Consider the following 16,467-nt stretch of genomic DNA (forward strand, 5'->3'; position numbering starts at 1 on the left):
ATATGGTTTCAGATACAACATCCTTTTGCAAAAAAACACTAACACTTCAAATCTACCATCTCCCGTTTTTCCATTTGTTTGGCCCCCCAATGGCGCAAATAATCAATAAAAGGCAACATTTCTGCTCCTTCATCAGTCAACGAATACTCGACTTTGGGTGGCAGTTCATGGTAGACTTTTCTGGAAATCAGCGCATCTTCTTCCAGTTCCCGCAGTGTTTGAGTAAGCATCTTGGTAGTAATGTCCGTCACAGCTCTTTTCAGTTCCCCGTAGCGCATCACCTCATTGCTTTTCAGATACCATAAAATCCGCCCTTTGTACTTCCCCCCAATACGCCTGAAGGCATAATCCAACGGACAAATGACCTCTACACTGTTATTTTTTTTACTCATCTTAAAAATTTATTTACCTGATAATCAACAATAGTAACCTTCTGGTATCTAGGGCACAAAAAAGTACATACTTGACGCCCATGATTCAGGCGGATACTTTTGACCGGGAATTTAAAAACACAAAATACTATGAAAACTATTGAAATTAAAAAAGACTTTGGATTAGAAAATATAAGCCTGGAAGAAAAAGCCAAACCTCAAATCAAGGCCCACGAAGTGCTGGTCAAGGTAAAGGCGGTGTCCATCAACCAACTGGATTTGATGGTTGCAAAAGGCATCTATGACGAAACAGTACCCAGGGTATTAGGTTCGGATGCCGCAGGAGTAGTGGAACAGGTCGGGGCTGATGTACAACATTTACAAATAGGCGATACGGTAGCCACTCATTTTATTCAAGCATGGCAAGACGGAGCTTTAAAACCTTCTGACGCTTTCGGAAAGCGGTTAGGTGTAGATGCTCCCGGAGTTTTTTCCGAATACATTGCCTTACCGGAAAGCTCCTTTGTAAAAATCCCTCAAAACTTACATCCGGAGGAGGCTGCTACCCTACCCATTGCAGGGCTTACCGCCTGGAATGCTTTGGTAACAACAGGCCAATTGAAAGCCGGACAAACCGTATTGTTACAGGGTACAGGCGGGGTTTCTATTTTCGCCTTACAATTTGCCAAAGCAATGGGGGCAAAGGTCATTATCACGTCCAGCTCTGACGAAAAGCTTGAGAAATGCAAAACACTTGGTGCTGATGCAACCCTTAATTACCGAACGCATGAAAACTGGCATGAGAAAGTATCGGAACTGACCGGGGGAGAAGGAGTAGATCTTGCCTTGGAAATGTCATGGGCAGGCATCAATAAAACCTTACAGGCAATCAAGCTGGGAGGGAATATTTCAGTAGTAGGACTTTTAGAAGGAGTAGATGCAAACGTCAGTGCCCAATTAATGATTTCCAAAGGTGCTACGATCAAAGCTGTTCAGGTAGGCTCCAAAGCTTCTTATATCGATATGAACAAAGCCATAGAATTGAATTCGATTCAACCGGTGATCGACCGGGTGTTTCCACTTGCAGAATTCCAACAAGCCTTTCAGTATATGGACCAAGGAAAACACTTCGGAAAAGTAGTGATCCGGTTTTAAGAGGACATGCAAACCTTCCAGGTTTTAAAATCTGGAAGGTTTATTGATCTCAACGAAATTTTAACTATGATTCTCGGACCTGACCGTCTCCCCGGACCACCCATTTGTATGAGGTCAATTCTTCCAAGGCCATCGGCCCACGGGCATGCAGCTTTTGTGTGCTGATTCCTATTTCTGCCCCCAAACCAAACTGTGCTCCATCGGTGTAAGCCGTAGAGGTATTGGCATATACCGCAGCCGCATCTACACCCCTCAGAAATTTTTCAATCACCTTTTCGTCTTCCGCAAGGATGGCTTCGCTATGTTTGGAACTGTATTTCCCAATATGTGCCATGGCTTCTTCCAAACCGGACACTGTTTTTACAGACATTTTATAATCCAAAAACTCCGTTCCGAAGTGTTCTTCGGTAGCCGGATGTAGCAGATTTTCCGGATAATGGCCTTTAAGACTTTCAAATGCTGAAGCATCTGCAAATATTTCTACCTTCTTTTCCGCTAATAAACCGGCAATTTGAGGTAAATCATCCAAACGGTCTTGATGAATGACCAGGCAATCCAAGGCATTGCAAACACTGACTCTACGGGTTTTGGCATTGGCAATAATCTTAGTTCCTTTTTCCAGGTCGGCCGACTTGTCAAAATAGGTATGCACAATCCCCGCACCCGTTTCGATGACGGGTACTTTGGCATTATCCCGAACAAAACTGATCAAGCCTTGACTTCCTCTGGGAATCAAAATATCCACATACCCAACTGCATTGAGCAATTCGGCAGTCGCTTCTCGATCGGGAGGCAAGAGTTGTAAAATATCCGGATTTACCCCATGTTTCCGGATCACTTCTTGGATGAGTTGCACAATGACTTTGTTTGAAAACTCCGCATCACTTCCTCCTTTCAGCACACAGGCATTCCCCGACTTCAGGCAGAGGGCAAAAACATCAAAGGTCACATTGGGTCGGGCTTCATAAATGATCCCTATCACTCCTAAAGGCACTGACACCTTTTTCAATTTTAAACCATTGGGCAGTTCTTTTTCCAACAAAATTTTTCCCAAAGGACTGGGCAAGGTACTGACATTGAGAATGTCTCCGGCAATTCCTTCAATACGCTCAGTGGTCAGTTTTAAACGATCGTATTTTGGATCGGATTCCGCCATCCGGTCCAAATCTTTCTGATTGGCTTCCAACAAGCTTGCCGAATGCTTTACAGCTTCTACCGACAAATCTTTTAAAAGGGCATTGATAGTAGCATCTTCCAACAGATTCAATCCCGCACTGGCTTGTTGAACTTTTTCAAATAACGCTCGATTTTTCATCCTTGATCATCTTAAATAGGTTGATGGACATTTCTGGCAGTACCTGTTGTGTATAAACATATAGCTCACAAAAAAAAGCAGTATATACAACAAGTATTCACATATACTCTTTATAAACCAAATTTAGAGAATCTACGAGACAGATTGAAAGATTACTAAGCAATGAATTGACTTTTTTAGAGATTTGCTATATATCTGAGATTTTATTATGTAATTCATAAATAAATACACCCTGTCAGAACAAGATAGTTTGTTCTGACAGGGTGTATGTTTGAATACAAATGCTTTAGTTAGTCTTTAAAAATTTATGAGAGGAAACGCCTTCTTCTTGATGAATCAATAAGATGTAAAGGCCTTGTGGCAAAGCGGATACGTCAAGATCTGCTTTTCGTGCATCGAAACGATCTTTGACTCTCATCAACTGGCCATTGGCATTCCGGATTTCTATTTTTTTAACCACTCCTTCTGCTTGCACCGTCAACCACATATGGACAGGATTGGGGTATACCGAAGCAGAACCGTTTTCTTTGATCAAATGAACCACCGGGCTTTTTCCAGCCAATGCCGAATAAGTCGTTCCGGAAGAGGACTCTACGATTAACGTTGGTCTTTTCGCAGCATCGCTGGTTTCTCTAGAAGCAAAAATCGCATCGGTTTTACTGCCTGTTCCGGTAGAGATAAGCTTTACACTCAAAGTGCCATCCCCGTCTTTTTCCGTATTTACTTGGTTGGTAATGTCCCACTCCACATATCCCGGACCTTGCCCGGGTTGGGTTGCTAATAAGCCGGATGTGGCAGGTTTTGTATTCCAGGTAATGCCTTCTTCCAACCAAGTGTCGTCCGATACGGCATGCACTTCCCAAGTGGTGCTGGTCACATCCGTATTGCCATAGTTCACATAAAGTTTCAATTTGGCACTATTGACATTGGCAGGAAGGTTATTCAAATCAAATTTTAAATATGATTCACGGGAATAAGAGCTACCGGTAGAGTTTTTTACCACTAGAGTAGTAGAGGTACCATAGTTGTCGGCCGCATAGGTTCCTCCTCTAACATAGGCGTCTGCCGAAGCTTTCCGTTCTTCTACCACTTGGTCTGAAATCAGTAAAATAGGTTTTACGGTAAAGACATTGGCTTCTTTGGAATAAAAAGTGGCATCCGTTTTGGCTCCTATGGCTGTAGAGGACAAATGCAAACTGAGTACCTGATCCCCGGTTAATTCAGTAATGAACTGATTGGTAATATCCCACTCTACTTCACCACTGCCTTGCCCCGGTTGGCTGGCCAGTACAGATCCTTTCGCGGGTTTGTTGTTCCAAGTAATGCCTGTTTCAGTCCAGCTATCATCCGAAACAGCCGCCACTTCCCAAGTAGTACTGGTGATATCGGTATTGGCCCCTACCAATACCAGTTTTAATTTCGCTTGGGCTATTGGCCCATTGATTTCACTCAAGTCAAATTTTAAATAAGACTCCCTGGCGTACCCGGTTCCATCGTTTTTTACTACCAAAGAACTACTTCCGTAATTCGTATTTGCAGAAGACCCATTCCGGACATAAGCATCTGCCACAGGCAACACACCTTCCGGCTGAAACACAGGTGTATTCTCATTTACCACATAGGCTACGGTAGAACCTGCATAGGCTCCTGTTGGCAAGGTACAAGTAAGTTGACGGGTAGAATCAATCCCCGGCAATTCCACATACACATTGATGGCAGATTTATTCTGGGCCGGATCAGCAATATGTGTGGTGACCTGGTTGGAACCGATATTTTTAAACATCAATACACAAGGTTGGTCCACCCATACCGTCATTGAATCTGTGGTAAAAGTCGTTGCTTGATAGAATACCACTTGTAAGAGATTCAAACCTTTGTGCTTTACGGCCTGAACTCCTCCCGAATTGGCCAGAATTTCTATATTGTTTAGATCGTAATGCTGCATTTCAGTAGCAGAGCGCTTGCCCGGAGCCACAATATAGGCATAAGAACTGCCCGAGGGTTGTACGCCATGATCAAACCAAAGTTTAAATACGTCTGTAGCAACCGTTTGATTACTATGTGTAGTATTGATAGCATACCAACTACCGCTTTGGGTTTGATTGGTCAATTGCAAGTTTCCTCCCTGAGGGAAAAAATAACCCACACTATCATGCAAAATCCAATCTGCAGTGCCATTGTAGGCATGGGCCCCATTGCCCACAGTGCTGACAGAGCCGTTCTGAGAAACCGTCACCGAACCATCCAATACACATTGATTGACGGTAGTGGTGATATTTTCAGAAGCTGTAGCATTGAGATCGGCCCCCAGGCATACGATTTCTTCATCAAAGAAAAACCAGGATTTTTTTACATTCACGCCATAGTCATTCATGGCAAAAGCCGTCACCCCATACAAGCTATCGGATACACCTCCGGTAAAAGTAGAAGTTCCGGGAACTTGCCAGGCACTCCGCACCGGAATAGTGGCCAACTCGGGAGCGGTTACCCCCGGCACTTTATTCCACTCCCACACCGGGAAAATATTGAAATATTCATTCCCATTGACCGAAATATTGGTTGCCCCATCGGTCAAAAAATACCCTTTGAGGTTTTCTCCGTTCCCATTTTCCGAACGGACTGTACGATTCGAAACCGTGCGGGTGGAAAACGTATATGCAGGCCGGTTGTGCAGCACATAGTCTGAGCGCCAATAATGGGTATGCTTCGGGTTTACAGCATAATCAGGGCTTTGTGTTCCGGAAATACGGGCAATTGCGTCATCATACACCGCACTATAAGCTGCATCTATGGTCTTCATCTTTTGAAGGGTACTTGTAAAACCCTGTTTATTTAAATTATTCTTTCTACTTACTGCCCGCCCGGTCACATTGTAATCCACAAAATGACTTCGCAGTACACTCAAGTAGGTTTGCCGGATGTAGTTGGAAAGATAGCTCAACTTACTACCCGAAAGAGCAAATGAAGTTCCCTGAACATAACCGGCTACTTTCACTTCTCCATTAATAAACACCAAACCATAACTGGAAATATGCAATTGGGCTCCATGTTGCTGGTAGGAATAATCGTGTTGCAGGCCTTCACCAGTCGTAAACTGTAAGGGATAAAACGATTCGTCTACACCTGTTTGCGTTATGCTTTGGTCGCTTAGCAAACAACCTCTGTAAATCCAGTGAATCGCAATATCCAATTTATTAGCTCCAGTCCAGGAGCCCGGATTACCCCGGTTCATCTGAGTAATCAAATTATTTTCCAAGGTGCTGGGAAGAGCTGTAGCTCCCGCCCTTAGCAAAATCAGGATTTCTCCTAAGCGCTGTGGACTGGCAATCTGGTTATACCACCAATTATTGCTCTGCGGGTCAGTGACATCCCAATAACTCAAAGCATTGACGATCGCCTGATACAAGCTTGTATCGGTATAATACGTACTATTTTGCCAAGTATATGCTTTCGCAAAATCACGTACTCTCGTCAGATGTGTATGCGGTGACCAGTTGGTCCGGGAAGTACTGGCATAATCTATATCTGTCCAGGAGCCGTCACTTTGAACCGAAGCCAAATAAGTTCCGACCGTATTGTCCAGATCGTTGGCATTGCCTTTCCAGAATTCATTCCTGACTCGCCCCATAATGGTCTCATAGTCGGTAGGTGATTGAGCAAATACCCATGAGCAAAGTCCAAAGTACAGCCCGGTAATCAAACAAAGAGTGTGCGTCATTTTTTTCATTTTCGATATATAGATTTTGAAGTAAATTAAATTCTCGGTTCGTGTATTTTCTTCAGCATTTTCCTATTGGGTTACTTTATAATACAATCGATTGTATTATTGTTTCAAAAAAACGCTCCCATTAGGAGTTTTGACAAAAAAGTATCGAAGTGGTTTAAACGTATAGTTTTTGACCGAAAATGGGATCGAAATCGGCTCATCAAGGTACTTTTTGAAGAGAATAGCCAAAGCTATTGTTGAAAAAGTAACACAGAGGAGGCGTTTTTGAAACATTTTTCAGGAAAAAGAAAAAGTTTAATTCACTTCATCATCAGTATCATTTTGATAAGTCAATCTACTGAAAAGAAGTGCATCTGATCTTTTATTATGATGCAGCATACTAGGGGCGATGATTTATATTTTCAATTAGGGAAAAAAATTGAAAATAAACAAGTCTTCTCTTGCTTTGAAAGGTCTATTATTTATATATACTTGGATTTTTTTCTATAATTTTCGATAATCTCATCCACTCTTTTCTAAAAAGTAACCAGAAACAAAAATGAAAAAAACACTTCTCTATCTAATCTTGACACTACTCTGGAGCAGTACTTATTTATCTGCCGAGCCAACCCGGTTGGTAGTCAGGGCCAAAGCTAAAGATGCAAAATTTATCGGAAGCTCTATCGGAGGAGCTATGGTGATTGTACGGGATGGCACTACAAATGAACTCTTAGCCAAAGGACTGACAAAAGGTTCTACCGGTAATACCACTGTCCTCATGCGGGAAGCTCATCAGCGTTTCAAACCACTTACGGATGACAATACTGCTAAATTTGAAACCAGCTTGGACATAGATGCCCCCACTTTTGTCACTGTAGAAGTCATTGCTCCTTATTCCAAAAGACAAGCTGCTGTTACTTCCAGCACACAATTGTGGTTAATTCCAGGCAAGCATATAGACGGAGACGGTTTGATTCTGGAAATTCCGGGAGTAGTGATCGACATTCTAAGTCCTCAAACGCATGAACGCATCCCCTTGCAAAACAACATGCAATTGGAAATCAAAGCCAATGTGGTGATGATGTGCGGCTGTCCGGTTCAGGAAAAAGGCATTTGGGATGCCAAGGACTTTGAGGTCATGGCTGTGTTGAAAAAAGGTGACCAAGTACATAACATTCCGCTGAAAATCACCCATAAAACCAGTACTTTTTCGGCCATGGCGACTTTGTCGGAAGGGGGTACGTATGATCTGACAGTATATGCCTATTCTGCCAAAACCGGAAATACCGGTGTAGATAAAACCAGTTTTATCTTACAAGAATAAAAACGCCCCCATTTGATGAAAAATAAAAACGGACCAATGAATCAATTCCTTGGTCCGTCATCATATATATCCAAAAACAAATTTATTCATCTAAAGAGGCTTTCTGTTTTCTATGTTTTTCAGAGGCTATGGCATAATACTTCAGCGCTGAGGTCATGTTAAAATATCCTTCGGACACGTATCCTTTGAGGCCCCTTTGTTGCACCTGATAATATCCGTCTTGATAATTGATTACGGTCACCGTATCTCCTTTTTGCAAGGTTCCCACCAATTCCGAAAAAGCCGATGCGGAACTTCTCACATTGCTTTTCCGGTTCAACACTCCTTTTACATGAAGTTCTTCTGTTGACACCCCAAGGGTTAATTCATTAATTTCATCATCCACCACCAGAAGTTGTTGGTTCAGTTGTTCGATGGAATCTTCTAAATCGGCTACCGCTTTTTGAAGTCGGGCCTTTTTTTCATTCAATGAAGTAAGCCTGTCAGTTGAGGATTGTGCCCATAGGCAATACCCGTTCATCAGGAATAATAGAGAGAGGATTGTTGCTTTCATGTTATCCAAATTTAGGTTTGTCGTAAATAGTTGAAAACCAGTATTTATGTAATAATTAACTCGGTTTTCTACCTATTAGTTGGATAACTGGTAAAAGTTCACCTGTTTGTTAACAAATATTTTGGTTTGAGGAGGAATTTGACAGTTTTTTTACCCATTTCAGGCAATTTCCCTCAAAACAAAACAAGCCCCGGTTTTTTATCAACTTGGGGCTTGCAGTCAGTATATGTAAAGAAAAATCAGATACCTCCGGTTTAGAAGTGCTTCCAACCTTGCGCTTGAATATCAATCACTTGTTGCATCTTTGTGACTAATTTCACCCCATTCTCTTTTTCTTGCATGTATCCGATAGCCGTTATATTCGGACTATTTTTTATTTTCGGATAATCCTCTTGTTTGATGGTAAACAACAGCTCGTAATCCTCCCCTCCGTTCAACATACAAGTGATTGCCGACATCTTAAATTCATCCGTAGCGACATGGTAGGTTTCCTGATCGATAGGCAGTTTCTCTTCATAAATCACCGCGCCAAGTCCTGAGCCTTTACAGAGATGCATGACTTCCGAACCCAAACCATCCGAAATATCGATCATGGAAGTGGGCAATAAACCGATCTCTTTCAATTCATGAATAATATCGGTGCGGGCATCCGGACGAAGCTGTCTGCGAACAACATACTCTTTGCCACTCAGCTCAGGTTGCATTTCCTGATTACTCAAAAACACTTGCTTTTCCCTTTCCAAGACTTGCAGTCCCATATAGGCTCCACCCAAATCACCGGTCACACACAAAATATCACCTTTATTAGCCGTATCGCGATACACAATTTCATCTGCTTTTCCTTGGCCTATGGCCGTCACAGAGATCACCAGACCTGCACGCGAACTGGTGGTATCTCCTCCTACCATATCAACCTTATAGTTTTCACAAGCTAGCCGTATACCTTCATATAATTCGTCCACGGCTTCTACGGAAAAGCGATTGCTCACTGCAATACTCACTGTAATTTGTTTCGGGATTACGTTCATAGCTGCAATATCCGAAACATTCACCGCTACGGCCTTATATCCCAGGTGTTTTAAGGGCATATAAGACAAATCAAAATGCACCCCTTCTACCAGCATATCCGTTGACACTACTGTGTGTTGGCCTTCCAGATTTACCAATACGGCTGCATCATCCCCGATTCCCTTCACACTTTCCTTGGTATAAATTTTGGTTTCAGACTTGATACGGTCAATTAAGCCAAATTCACCCAACTCGCTGATATCTGTAAATTTTGGTTTTTCCTGTTCACTCATGTGTATCTCCGGTTCAATTAAAGTATATTGTAGTCGATTCTAAATATATTAAAATCTGGTTATGAAAGCGAAGTTAGCATATGTTCTGATATTTTCTCTCATCTTCGGCATTGCATGTGCCCGTCCGGAATGCAAAACCCCAAAGGGTAAAAAGAAAAGAGCTTACTATAACAGCATACAATATAGATAGACTTACCTAGCAAAAAGGTACAGTGTAAATTCTCAAAAAGGCATCTACAAAGTTGGCTACAAGCTAAAAAAGCCTCCGCCTCTCTTAACTTGCCACCAACTGTCTCTTCACCTTCTTTTTATACACATTCATCAACACAATGGCCAATAAAATAAATGCAATTCCCAGCCATTGCATTCCATTTACGTTTTCTTCCAAAAGTACCATGGCCATGATCACCGATACGGGTATCTCTACGGCAGTAATGATTGCCCCCAGCCCTATGCCTGTCAGTGGCATTCCGTAGGTAAACAATAAAGGAGGCAATACGGTACCGAATAAGGCAAGTACGATTCCCCACTTCCATAACACCGTGTAATCATATTTCTCCATCAATTGGGAAGAGGCAAATAACAGGACAATCAAAGTACCTCCTACCAACAACCAAAAACTTCTGCGTACAGTAGGCAGTGTTAATGCCACCCGGTTGGCACTGTAGGTGGCAACGGTATACGATATGGCGGCAAGAATTCCCCAAGCCAGTCCTTTCCAATGAAGCGTCTCCCACTCTACCAATACATTGGTTGCCAAAATGGTCCCTATCCATACAATGATGGTAGCAAGCAGTTTTTTCCCTTCGGGAAGTGTCTTATTGAGTAATGCCTCCACAAGCACACCCATCCAAGTACTTTGCATCAACAAAACAATGCCCACCGAAACCGGAATATATTGTACGGAATAGTAATAAAAGGTACTGGTCAGCCCTAAAGAAGTTCCGGCCAAAATCAATTTTAAAATATTGCTTCGAGAAGATGGTACGGACGTAGACTTCTGCGCTTTTTTAGGGTAAAACAGATTGATCAATCCTAAAATACAAAGGCCTAATATAAACTGTGAACTGGTTACTTCTCCCGGAGTAAACCCCTCTTGATAGGCCATTTTCACGAAAGTGGCCAAAATTCCATAACTACAAGCACCTAAAAATATCAATAGCACTCCGATAAACAATTTCCTTTCCGTCATTTCGATCGTTTTTGGCAAAGGAAATTATTCACGGTCAAGTGCGCATTTACATATGTTGATATCAGAAAGAAAATACAGCCCCTCACACTCTCTAATATTTAACAAATACTAAATCTGGCAGGCATTTGTTCATCTTTATTAAAACAAAGGTAAACGAGCTGGAATACCCTCCCTTGAAAAAGAGAAACAGGTGTAAGTAAAAAGTACACCTGTTTTTCTTACAAGTAGCCATTGAGCAATAGCCCGGTTTTGTGCTTTTTGATTACAACTCTTTGTTATCGGATAACTGCGCCCGGATCCGGCTAAGTTGTGTAGGAGTGACTCCTAAATACGAAGCAATCTGGTGCTGTCGTAAGCGGTTTTTCAGATGAGGATAACTTTTCAAAAATTCCAAATAACGGACTTTGGCATCTGTAGCTTTCAGCTTAATCTCATTCATCTCTTTTTGAAGTACCCAACGCTGTTCCAGGTAGTTGATTTGCAACAAAGCCAAATCCAAATGTGTTTTCATAAGTTCCCGGTAATAGTCATAAGGCAACTCCCATAATCGGCAGGTTTCTAACGCTTGAATCACAAACTTGCTTGGCATCTTACTGACCACACTGGAAAGAGAAGCAACAAATTCCCCTTCGGAAAAGAACTTCTTAATCACCATATTTCCTTCCCTATCCAAAAAATAGTACGATAAAAGGCCTTGCTCCACAAAGCAGATATGTTTTTCATGCTCGCCTTCTCTAAGATACATTTCATCTTTGTCCAACACTTTCAGGCGTAGTTTTTTTTCAAACAATTCATTCAGCTCAGGTTTTAACCGGCCGTACTTACTAAGATGTTGAAAAAACAGATTCATGGATTTTTTTTCTAAAATACCGATGGATATTTTTCTTTTAAATACGTTAAATAGGCTTTAAAATCGCGGTTAAACTTTTGTTCAAACTCTTCTTTGAATTGATTTTGGTCTCCTCTATACCGCTTGTACCCCATAAAATAGGTGTTATTAGGCTTGAACTTTTGAAAATACGAATAATACCTTTTGTTATGAAAAAACAAAGAGTCGGGTACAGTGCAAGCCCGTTGAATAAAAGCCTCTTTATGCACTCGTTTTTCCTCCGGACTATGGTGTTCCTCAAAGGAAGCATATAGCAAGTCAAGCTCCTTCGCTACCGACAAAATATATTTTGAAAATGTCTCCCGGTCTTCTTTTTGTTGATGATAGCGCAGAAATTCCGGAGAGTTCTCCCCGTATTTCCCCTTCAAATACAGTTTTGCCCCTTCGTCCCCGACAAAGCTGGCCAGGTTTTCATTATATTGAGTATTTCCTTTTACATACAACGTTCCGTGGGTCAGTTCGTGGATAATCAAATTGGCCAGGTCGCCTATATCCCTATACAAGAAGCTCGAAAGAATAGGATCGTTCAGAATGCCCAATGTGGACCAGGCGTTCACTTCTCGAATGCTGGTATCATAGCCCTTGGATTTGAGCTCTTGTTCCAGTTCTATGGCCAGTTGATGATTGAAATAGCCTTTATAACTCGTTTTGCCCAACAAAGGAAAGTCCCAGCTTTTGGCTTTGAGGGCAAAAGGCTCGCAAGCCGTCACCACCCAAAGCACGGGATTACCTTGTTGATCATACATTTTTTCATAGCTGCCCGAGGGGTCCAGTCCCAACGAATCCACAGTAAATTGTTTGATTTCCCGAATCAGTTCAATACGGTTTTTCAATGAATCGGGATACGTACGATCATTCAAAAACACCCCTACCGGTTGGGCTTTCCACAAGATATTTAACTGCCCGTATCCCTGCCTGACCCCATATACCACCAGAGAAAAATTCCAAAGCAAATAGCCTATTAAAACCGTTACACCGATCTTCAAAAAAGATTTCAGCCAATTTTTCCATTTCTTTTTGGGCGGCATTTCCGGATGCTGAACACTGGAAAGCGCTGGAGTTTTAGGAATTTTTTGGGTATAGAACTCTTTGAGTTTTTGAATATCTTCTTCTTTATTATCCGTGGGATAAAACAAATTATCCACCCCTACTTCCTGGCGGTAATAATCCACATAGCCGCAAAGTATGGGCACCTTGGCTTCACGGGCAATATGGTAAAACCCACTCTTCCAATCCTCTACATGGCTTCGGGTTCCTTCCGGAGCAATGGCGACAAATATCTTTTCATGCCGGTTGATTTCTTCTGCCACTTGCTCCACCAGGCTATTGCGTTTGGAACGGTCCACAGGAATCCCTCCCAGCCAATGAAAGAATTGACCCAAAGGAGGCTTGAACAAGGTGTGCTTGGCAATAAACTTTGCCCAACCTAAATCCAACACCGAACGAGCCAAAGCAGTAATAGGGAAATCCCAATTACTCGTATGAGGAGCTACGATGATCACACATTTTTTCAGGTGTTTGGGTCGGTTATTTACTACCTTCCAGTTAAATAACCAAAGAATAAACCTGAATAACGGCTTGAGAATAAAGGACATCTTTTATTAGTTAATTCAACCACCATACTGCCATCAGAAGAACAAATTGTACCCCGGAGATCCGACCCAATGCCCATCGAATTTGAGCACTATTTTCTGATAAATCAGTAGAATTCTGTTGGCAATTTATAAGATTCTGGTGGGAAATCCACTTTTAAGCTTTTTCAAACAGGAATTGACCAGGAAGAAATTAAGGAGATTTTTTGAGAAATGACAGTCAGTTTCTCCTTACAATACGTGATTTTCATATCTGCTTCTCCTAATTTTGCCTTGTATGAATTCTGCCATCGAAAGGCAGCTTTATTTGACACATCCAAAACACATGAAAAAATCCGTACAATACACACTTGCACCGGAGATAGCCTTTGACCCGGAGAAACTGGAGACGTTTGTCATCAATAAAGAGGGGCTTGCAGGTTCCGATTCCATCACAATTCAACTGACCAACCGTTCCATAGATGCCCGTTCCCGGAAAGTAAAAGTAAACCTCCAAGCAGACCTCTATGTCAACCAAGAGCCCGACAAACTACTTTCCCAAACCTTTGAATACTCTGATGTTTCCAAAGCAGATCCGGCCATCATCATTGGTGCGGGACCTGCAGGGATGTTTGCAGCCTTGCGGTTCATCGAGTTGGGCATTAAGCCCATCGTATTGGAAAGGGGGAAAGACGTACAGAGCCGGAGAAGGGACTTAGCCGCCATTAACAAAGAACATATTGTCAATCCTGAATCCAATTACTGTTTTGGAGAAGGAGGAGCCGGCACTTATTCGGATGGAAAATTATATACACGATCCAAAAAAAGAGGCGATTTCAGACGTATTCTGGAAATCTTTGTGGCACATGGCGCCAGGGAAGAAATTCTGATTGATGCCCATCCGCATATTGGCACCAATAAGCTGCCCAAAATTGTGGCAGCTATCCGTGAAACCATCTTACAAGCAGGAGGAGAGGTGCATTTTGATACCAAAGTCACCGATTTTCTTTTGGAAGGTGAAAAAATCAAAGGAGTAAAAACCCAACATGGTGATACCTTGCTAGCCAGGGCAGTAGTTCTGGCTACTGGACATAGTGCCAGGGATATCTTCGGCCTTTTGCATCAAAAAAACATTCTTATTGAGCGGAAGCCTTTTGCGTTGGGCGTCAGGATCGAACATGCACAGAGCCTGATTGACAAAATCCAATACCATTGCAATAACCGGGGACTCTTGCCCGCAGCGGCTTACTCTTTGGTAAGCCAGGTAGGCTTCAAGGGGGTAAAAAAAGGTGTGTTTTCCTTCTGCATGTGCCCTGGAGGATTTATCGTACCCGCTGCCACAGCCCCTGGAGAGGTAGTGGTCAACGGAATGTCTCCTTCCCGCAGAGATTCCAAATTTGCCAATTCAGGCATTGTAGTTGCTATAGACGAAGGCGATCTGCGTCCTTTTGCTCAATACGGTCCTTTGGCCGGTTTGGAATTTCAAAAACGCATCGAACAAACGGCTTGTCAAATAGCCGGGGGCGGCCAAACTGCTCCAGCCCAACTGATGGCTGACTTTGTCAATGGAAAAATATCTTCACAACTTTTAGAAACTTCCTATAAGCCGGGGTTAACTTCCGTAGATATGCGGGAAGTGTTGCCACAAGCCATCAGCCACCGTTTGAAATACGGTTTTGTTCAGTTTGGGAAAAAGATGCGGGGCTACCTGACCAATGAAGCACAAATTGTAGGTGTGGAAAGCCGTACCTCCTCTCCTGTGCGTATCCCACGCGACCGGGAAACCTTGGAACATACCCAAGTCAAAGGTTTATACCCTTGTGGAGAAGGAGCTGGCTATGCCGGAGGGATTGCCTCTGCCGCCATGGACGGGGAACGAGTTGCCGAAAGGGTAATGGAAAAATATTTTGGGAGATAAGCCGGACAGCAACTGAAGGAAACCACGGTTTCCTTCAGTTGCTGTCATACAAATTTTGGTTATAAAACACCCTCCGGAAACTGCATGGTCAGGCAATGCAATGAGCCGTTTTGTTCAATAACAGCCCGGCAATTCACCGGAATAATTTCATGTTTGGGAAAAGCAACTTGCAAAGCCTGTATTACTTCTTCATCTTCTTGGGCTCCGTATACCGGGGCTAAGATGGCTCCGTTGATAATCAAAAAATTGGCATAGGTGGCAGGTAGCCGTTCTCCGTCCTCATTATACACGGCCGTAGCAAATGGCAAGGGAACCAGACGATAAGGCATCCCTGAGGCTGTACGGAACTGTTGAAGCTCCTCTTCCATTTTTTTCAAGCCTTCATAATGCGGTTCTTGGCGATCCGTACACTGTACATAGGCAATGGTTTCGGCATCACAAAAGCGGGCCAAGGTGTCAATATGTGCGTCTGTATCATCACCTTCCAAGTGCCCGTTTTCCAGCCAAAGAACCCGTTCGGCGCCAAAATAAGCCTTGACTTTTTCCTCAATTTGCTCTTTTGTAAAACCCGGATTGCGAAACGGTGAGAGCATACACTGAGTGGTGGTCATAATGGTTCCTTTTCCATCCGATTCCACCGAGCCTCCTTCCAATACAAAAGGAATATTTTCCAAAAGGACTTCCGGCTGAAACACTGACTGGTCAAACAGATGTTTGGTGATTTCATTGTCTAAGGCCGCTTCAAACTTTTGCCCCCAACCGTTAAACTCGAAGTTTAACAGTTTCCATTGCTCTCCTTCCCGGATAGTCAACGGCCCATGATCTCTGGCCCAGGTATCGTTGGATGGCACCTCCACCAAACGGATATTGGATAGGTTACATCCGGTCAATTGTTTTTGGATTTGGCACTTGTCCGCACAAACGATCAACAGTTGCTGCCTCTGGCTAATCTCTTTGGCAATTTGCACAAACGCAGGGAGTACTTCATCCAATAGTTCCACCCAATCGGTTTGGGTATGAGGCCAAGTCAACATCACAGCACTTTGAGTTGCCCATTCGGCCGGCAAAATTTTCTTTATCGTATTCATTCTTATTATCTCACGTACAAAGCGGCATCAACAGGTTTATTGACTACTTCTTACAGACTGCAATATTAGGAAGTTGGCAAATGA

General features: G+C 42.8%; 12 protein-coding genes. 3 read left to right on the forward strand and 9 right to left on the reverse strand.

Features of this window, described 5'->3' with window-relative positions; translation table 11 throughout:
• Positions 1-38: 38 nt before the first annotated feature.
• A complete protein-coding gene (locus AAG747_RS23745; RefSeq protein WP_346823739.1) occupies positions 39-392 on the reverse strand; it encodes a winged helix-turn-helix transcriptional regulator in 354 nt (117 codons plus the stop codon).
• Positions 393-521: 129 nt separating this feature from the next.
• Here AAG747_RS23745 and AAG747_RS23750 point away from each other — a divergent pair, with 129 nt between their 5' ends.
• Entirely contained in the window at positions 522-1,526 is a 1,005-nt protein-coding gene (locus AAG747_RS23750; RefSeq protein ID WP_346823740.1) for a zinc-dependent alcohol dehydrogenase family protein, read from the forward strand.
• A gap of 64 nt (positions 1,527-1,590) precedes the next feature.
• Here the strand turns inward: AAG747_RS23750 and AAG747_RS23755 are convergent, their stop codons facing one another.
• Positions 1,591-2,841 carry a glutamate-5-semialdehyde dehydrogenase gene (locus AAG747_RS23755; RefSeq protein ID WP_346823741.1) on the reverse strand — a complete coding sequence of 417 codons (1,251 nt, stop codon included), beginning with the start codon at positions 2,839-2,841 and terminating at the stop codon, positions 1,591-1,593.
• A 286-nt stretch (positions 2,842-3,127) separates the two neighbouring features.
• Positions 3,128-6,559, reverse strand: a complete 3,432-nt coding sequence (locus AAG747_RS23760; RefSeq protein ID WP_346823742.1) for a polysaccharide lyase family 8 super-sandwich domain-containing protein — start codon at positions 6,557-6,559, stop codon at positions 3,128-3,130.
• 547 nt (positions 6,560-7,106) lie between these two features.
• On the opposite strand from AAG747_RS23760, the gene AAG747_RS23765 reads away from it, so the two are divergent.
• Complete coding sequence (locus AAG747_RS23765) at positions 7,107-7,871, forward strand: hypothetical protein (RefSeq protein ID WP_346823743.1); 765 nt, start codon at positions 7,107-7,109, stop codon at positions 7,869-7,871.
• Positions 7,872-7,953: 82 nt separating this feature from the next.
• Here AAG747_RS23765 and AAG747_RS23770 read toward each other — a convergent pair whose 3' ends face one another.
• From AAG747_RS23770 to AAG747_RS23790, 5 genes are all read right to left on the reverse strand, one after another.
• Positions 7,954-8,424: an SH3 domain-containing protein gene (locus AAG747_RS23770; RefSeq protein ID WP_346823744.1), complete on the reverse strand. Its 471-nt coding sequence runs from the start codon at positions 8,422-8,424 to the stop codon at positions 7,954-7,956.
• A 254-nt stretch (positions 8,425-8,678) separates the two neighbouring features.
• Positions 8,679-9,725 (reverse strand): thiamine-phosphate kinase, encoded by a 1,047-nt coding sequence (thiL, locus tag AAG747_RS23775; protein ID WP_346823745.1) that lies wholly within the window; start codon positions 9,723-9,725, stop codon positions 8,679-8,681.
• Between the two features lie 274 nt (positions 9,726-9,999).
• Positions 10,000-10,917 (reverse strand): EamA family transporter, encoded by a 918-nt coding sequence (locus AAG747_RS23780; RefSeq protein ID WP_346823746.1) that lies wholly within the window; start codon positions 10,915-10,917, stop codon positions 10,000-10,002.
• A gap of 262 nt (positions 10,918-11,179) precedes the next feature.
• Positions 11,180-11,767 (reverse strand): Crp/Fnr family transcriptional regulator, encoded by a 588-nt coding sequence (locus tag AAG747_RS23785; protein WP_346823747.1) that lies wholly within the window; start codon positions 11,765-11,767, stop codon positions 11,180-11,182.
• Positions 11,768-11,778: 11 nt separating this feature from the next.
• Entirely contained in the window at positions 11,779-13,401 is a 1,623-nt protein-coding gene (locus AAG747_RS23790) for an aminopeptidase (RefSeq protein WP_346823748.1), read from the reverse strand.
• Between the two features lie 322 nt (positions 13,402-13,723).
• Between AAG747_RS23790 and AAG747_RS23795 the strand changes: the two genes are divergently transcribed.
• Entirely contained in the window at positions 13,724-15,295 is a 1,572-nt protein-coding gene (locus AAG747_RS23795) for an NAD(P)/FAD-dependent oxidoreductase (protein WP_346823749.1), read from the forward strand.
• Positions 15,296-15,354: 59 nt separating this feature from the next.
• Here AAG747_RS23795 and AAG747_RS23800 read toward each other — a convergent pair whose 3' ends face one another.
• Entirely contained in the window at positions 15,355-16,383 is a 1,029-nt protein-coding gene (locus tag AAG747_RS23800) for an agmatine deiminase family protein (RefSeq protein WP_346823750.1), read from the reverse strand.
• Positions 16,384-16,467: the final 84 nt, after the last annotated feature.

The sequence above is a fragment of the Rapidithrix thailandica genome (assembly GCF_039710355.1).
In the GTDB taxonomy this organism is placed as follows: Bacteria; Bacteroidota; Bacteroidia; order Cytophagales; family Flammeovirgaceae; genus Rapidithrix; species Rapidithrix thailandica.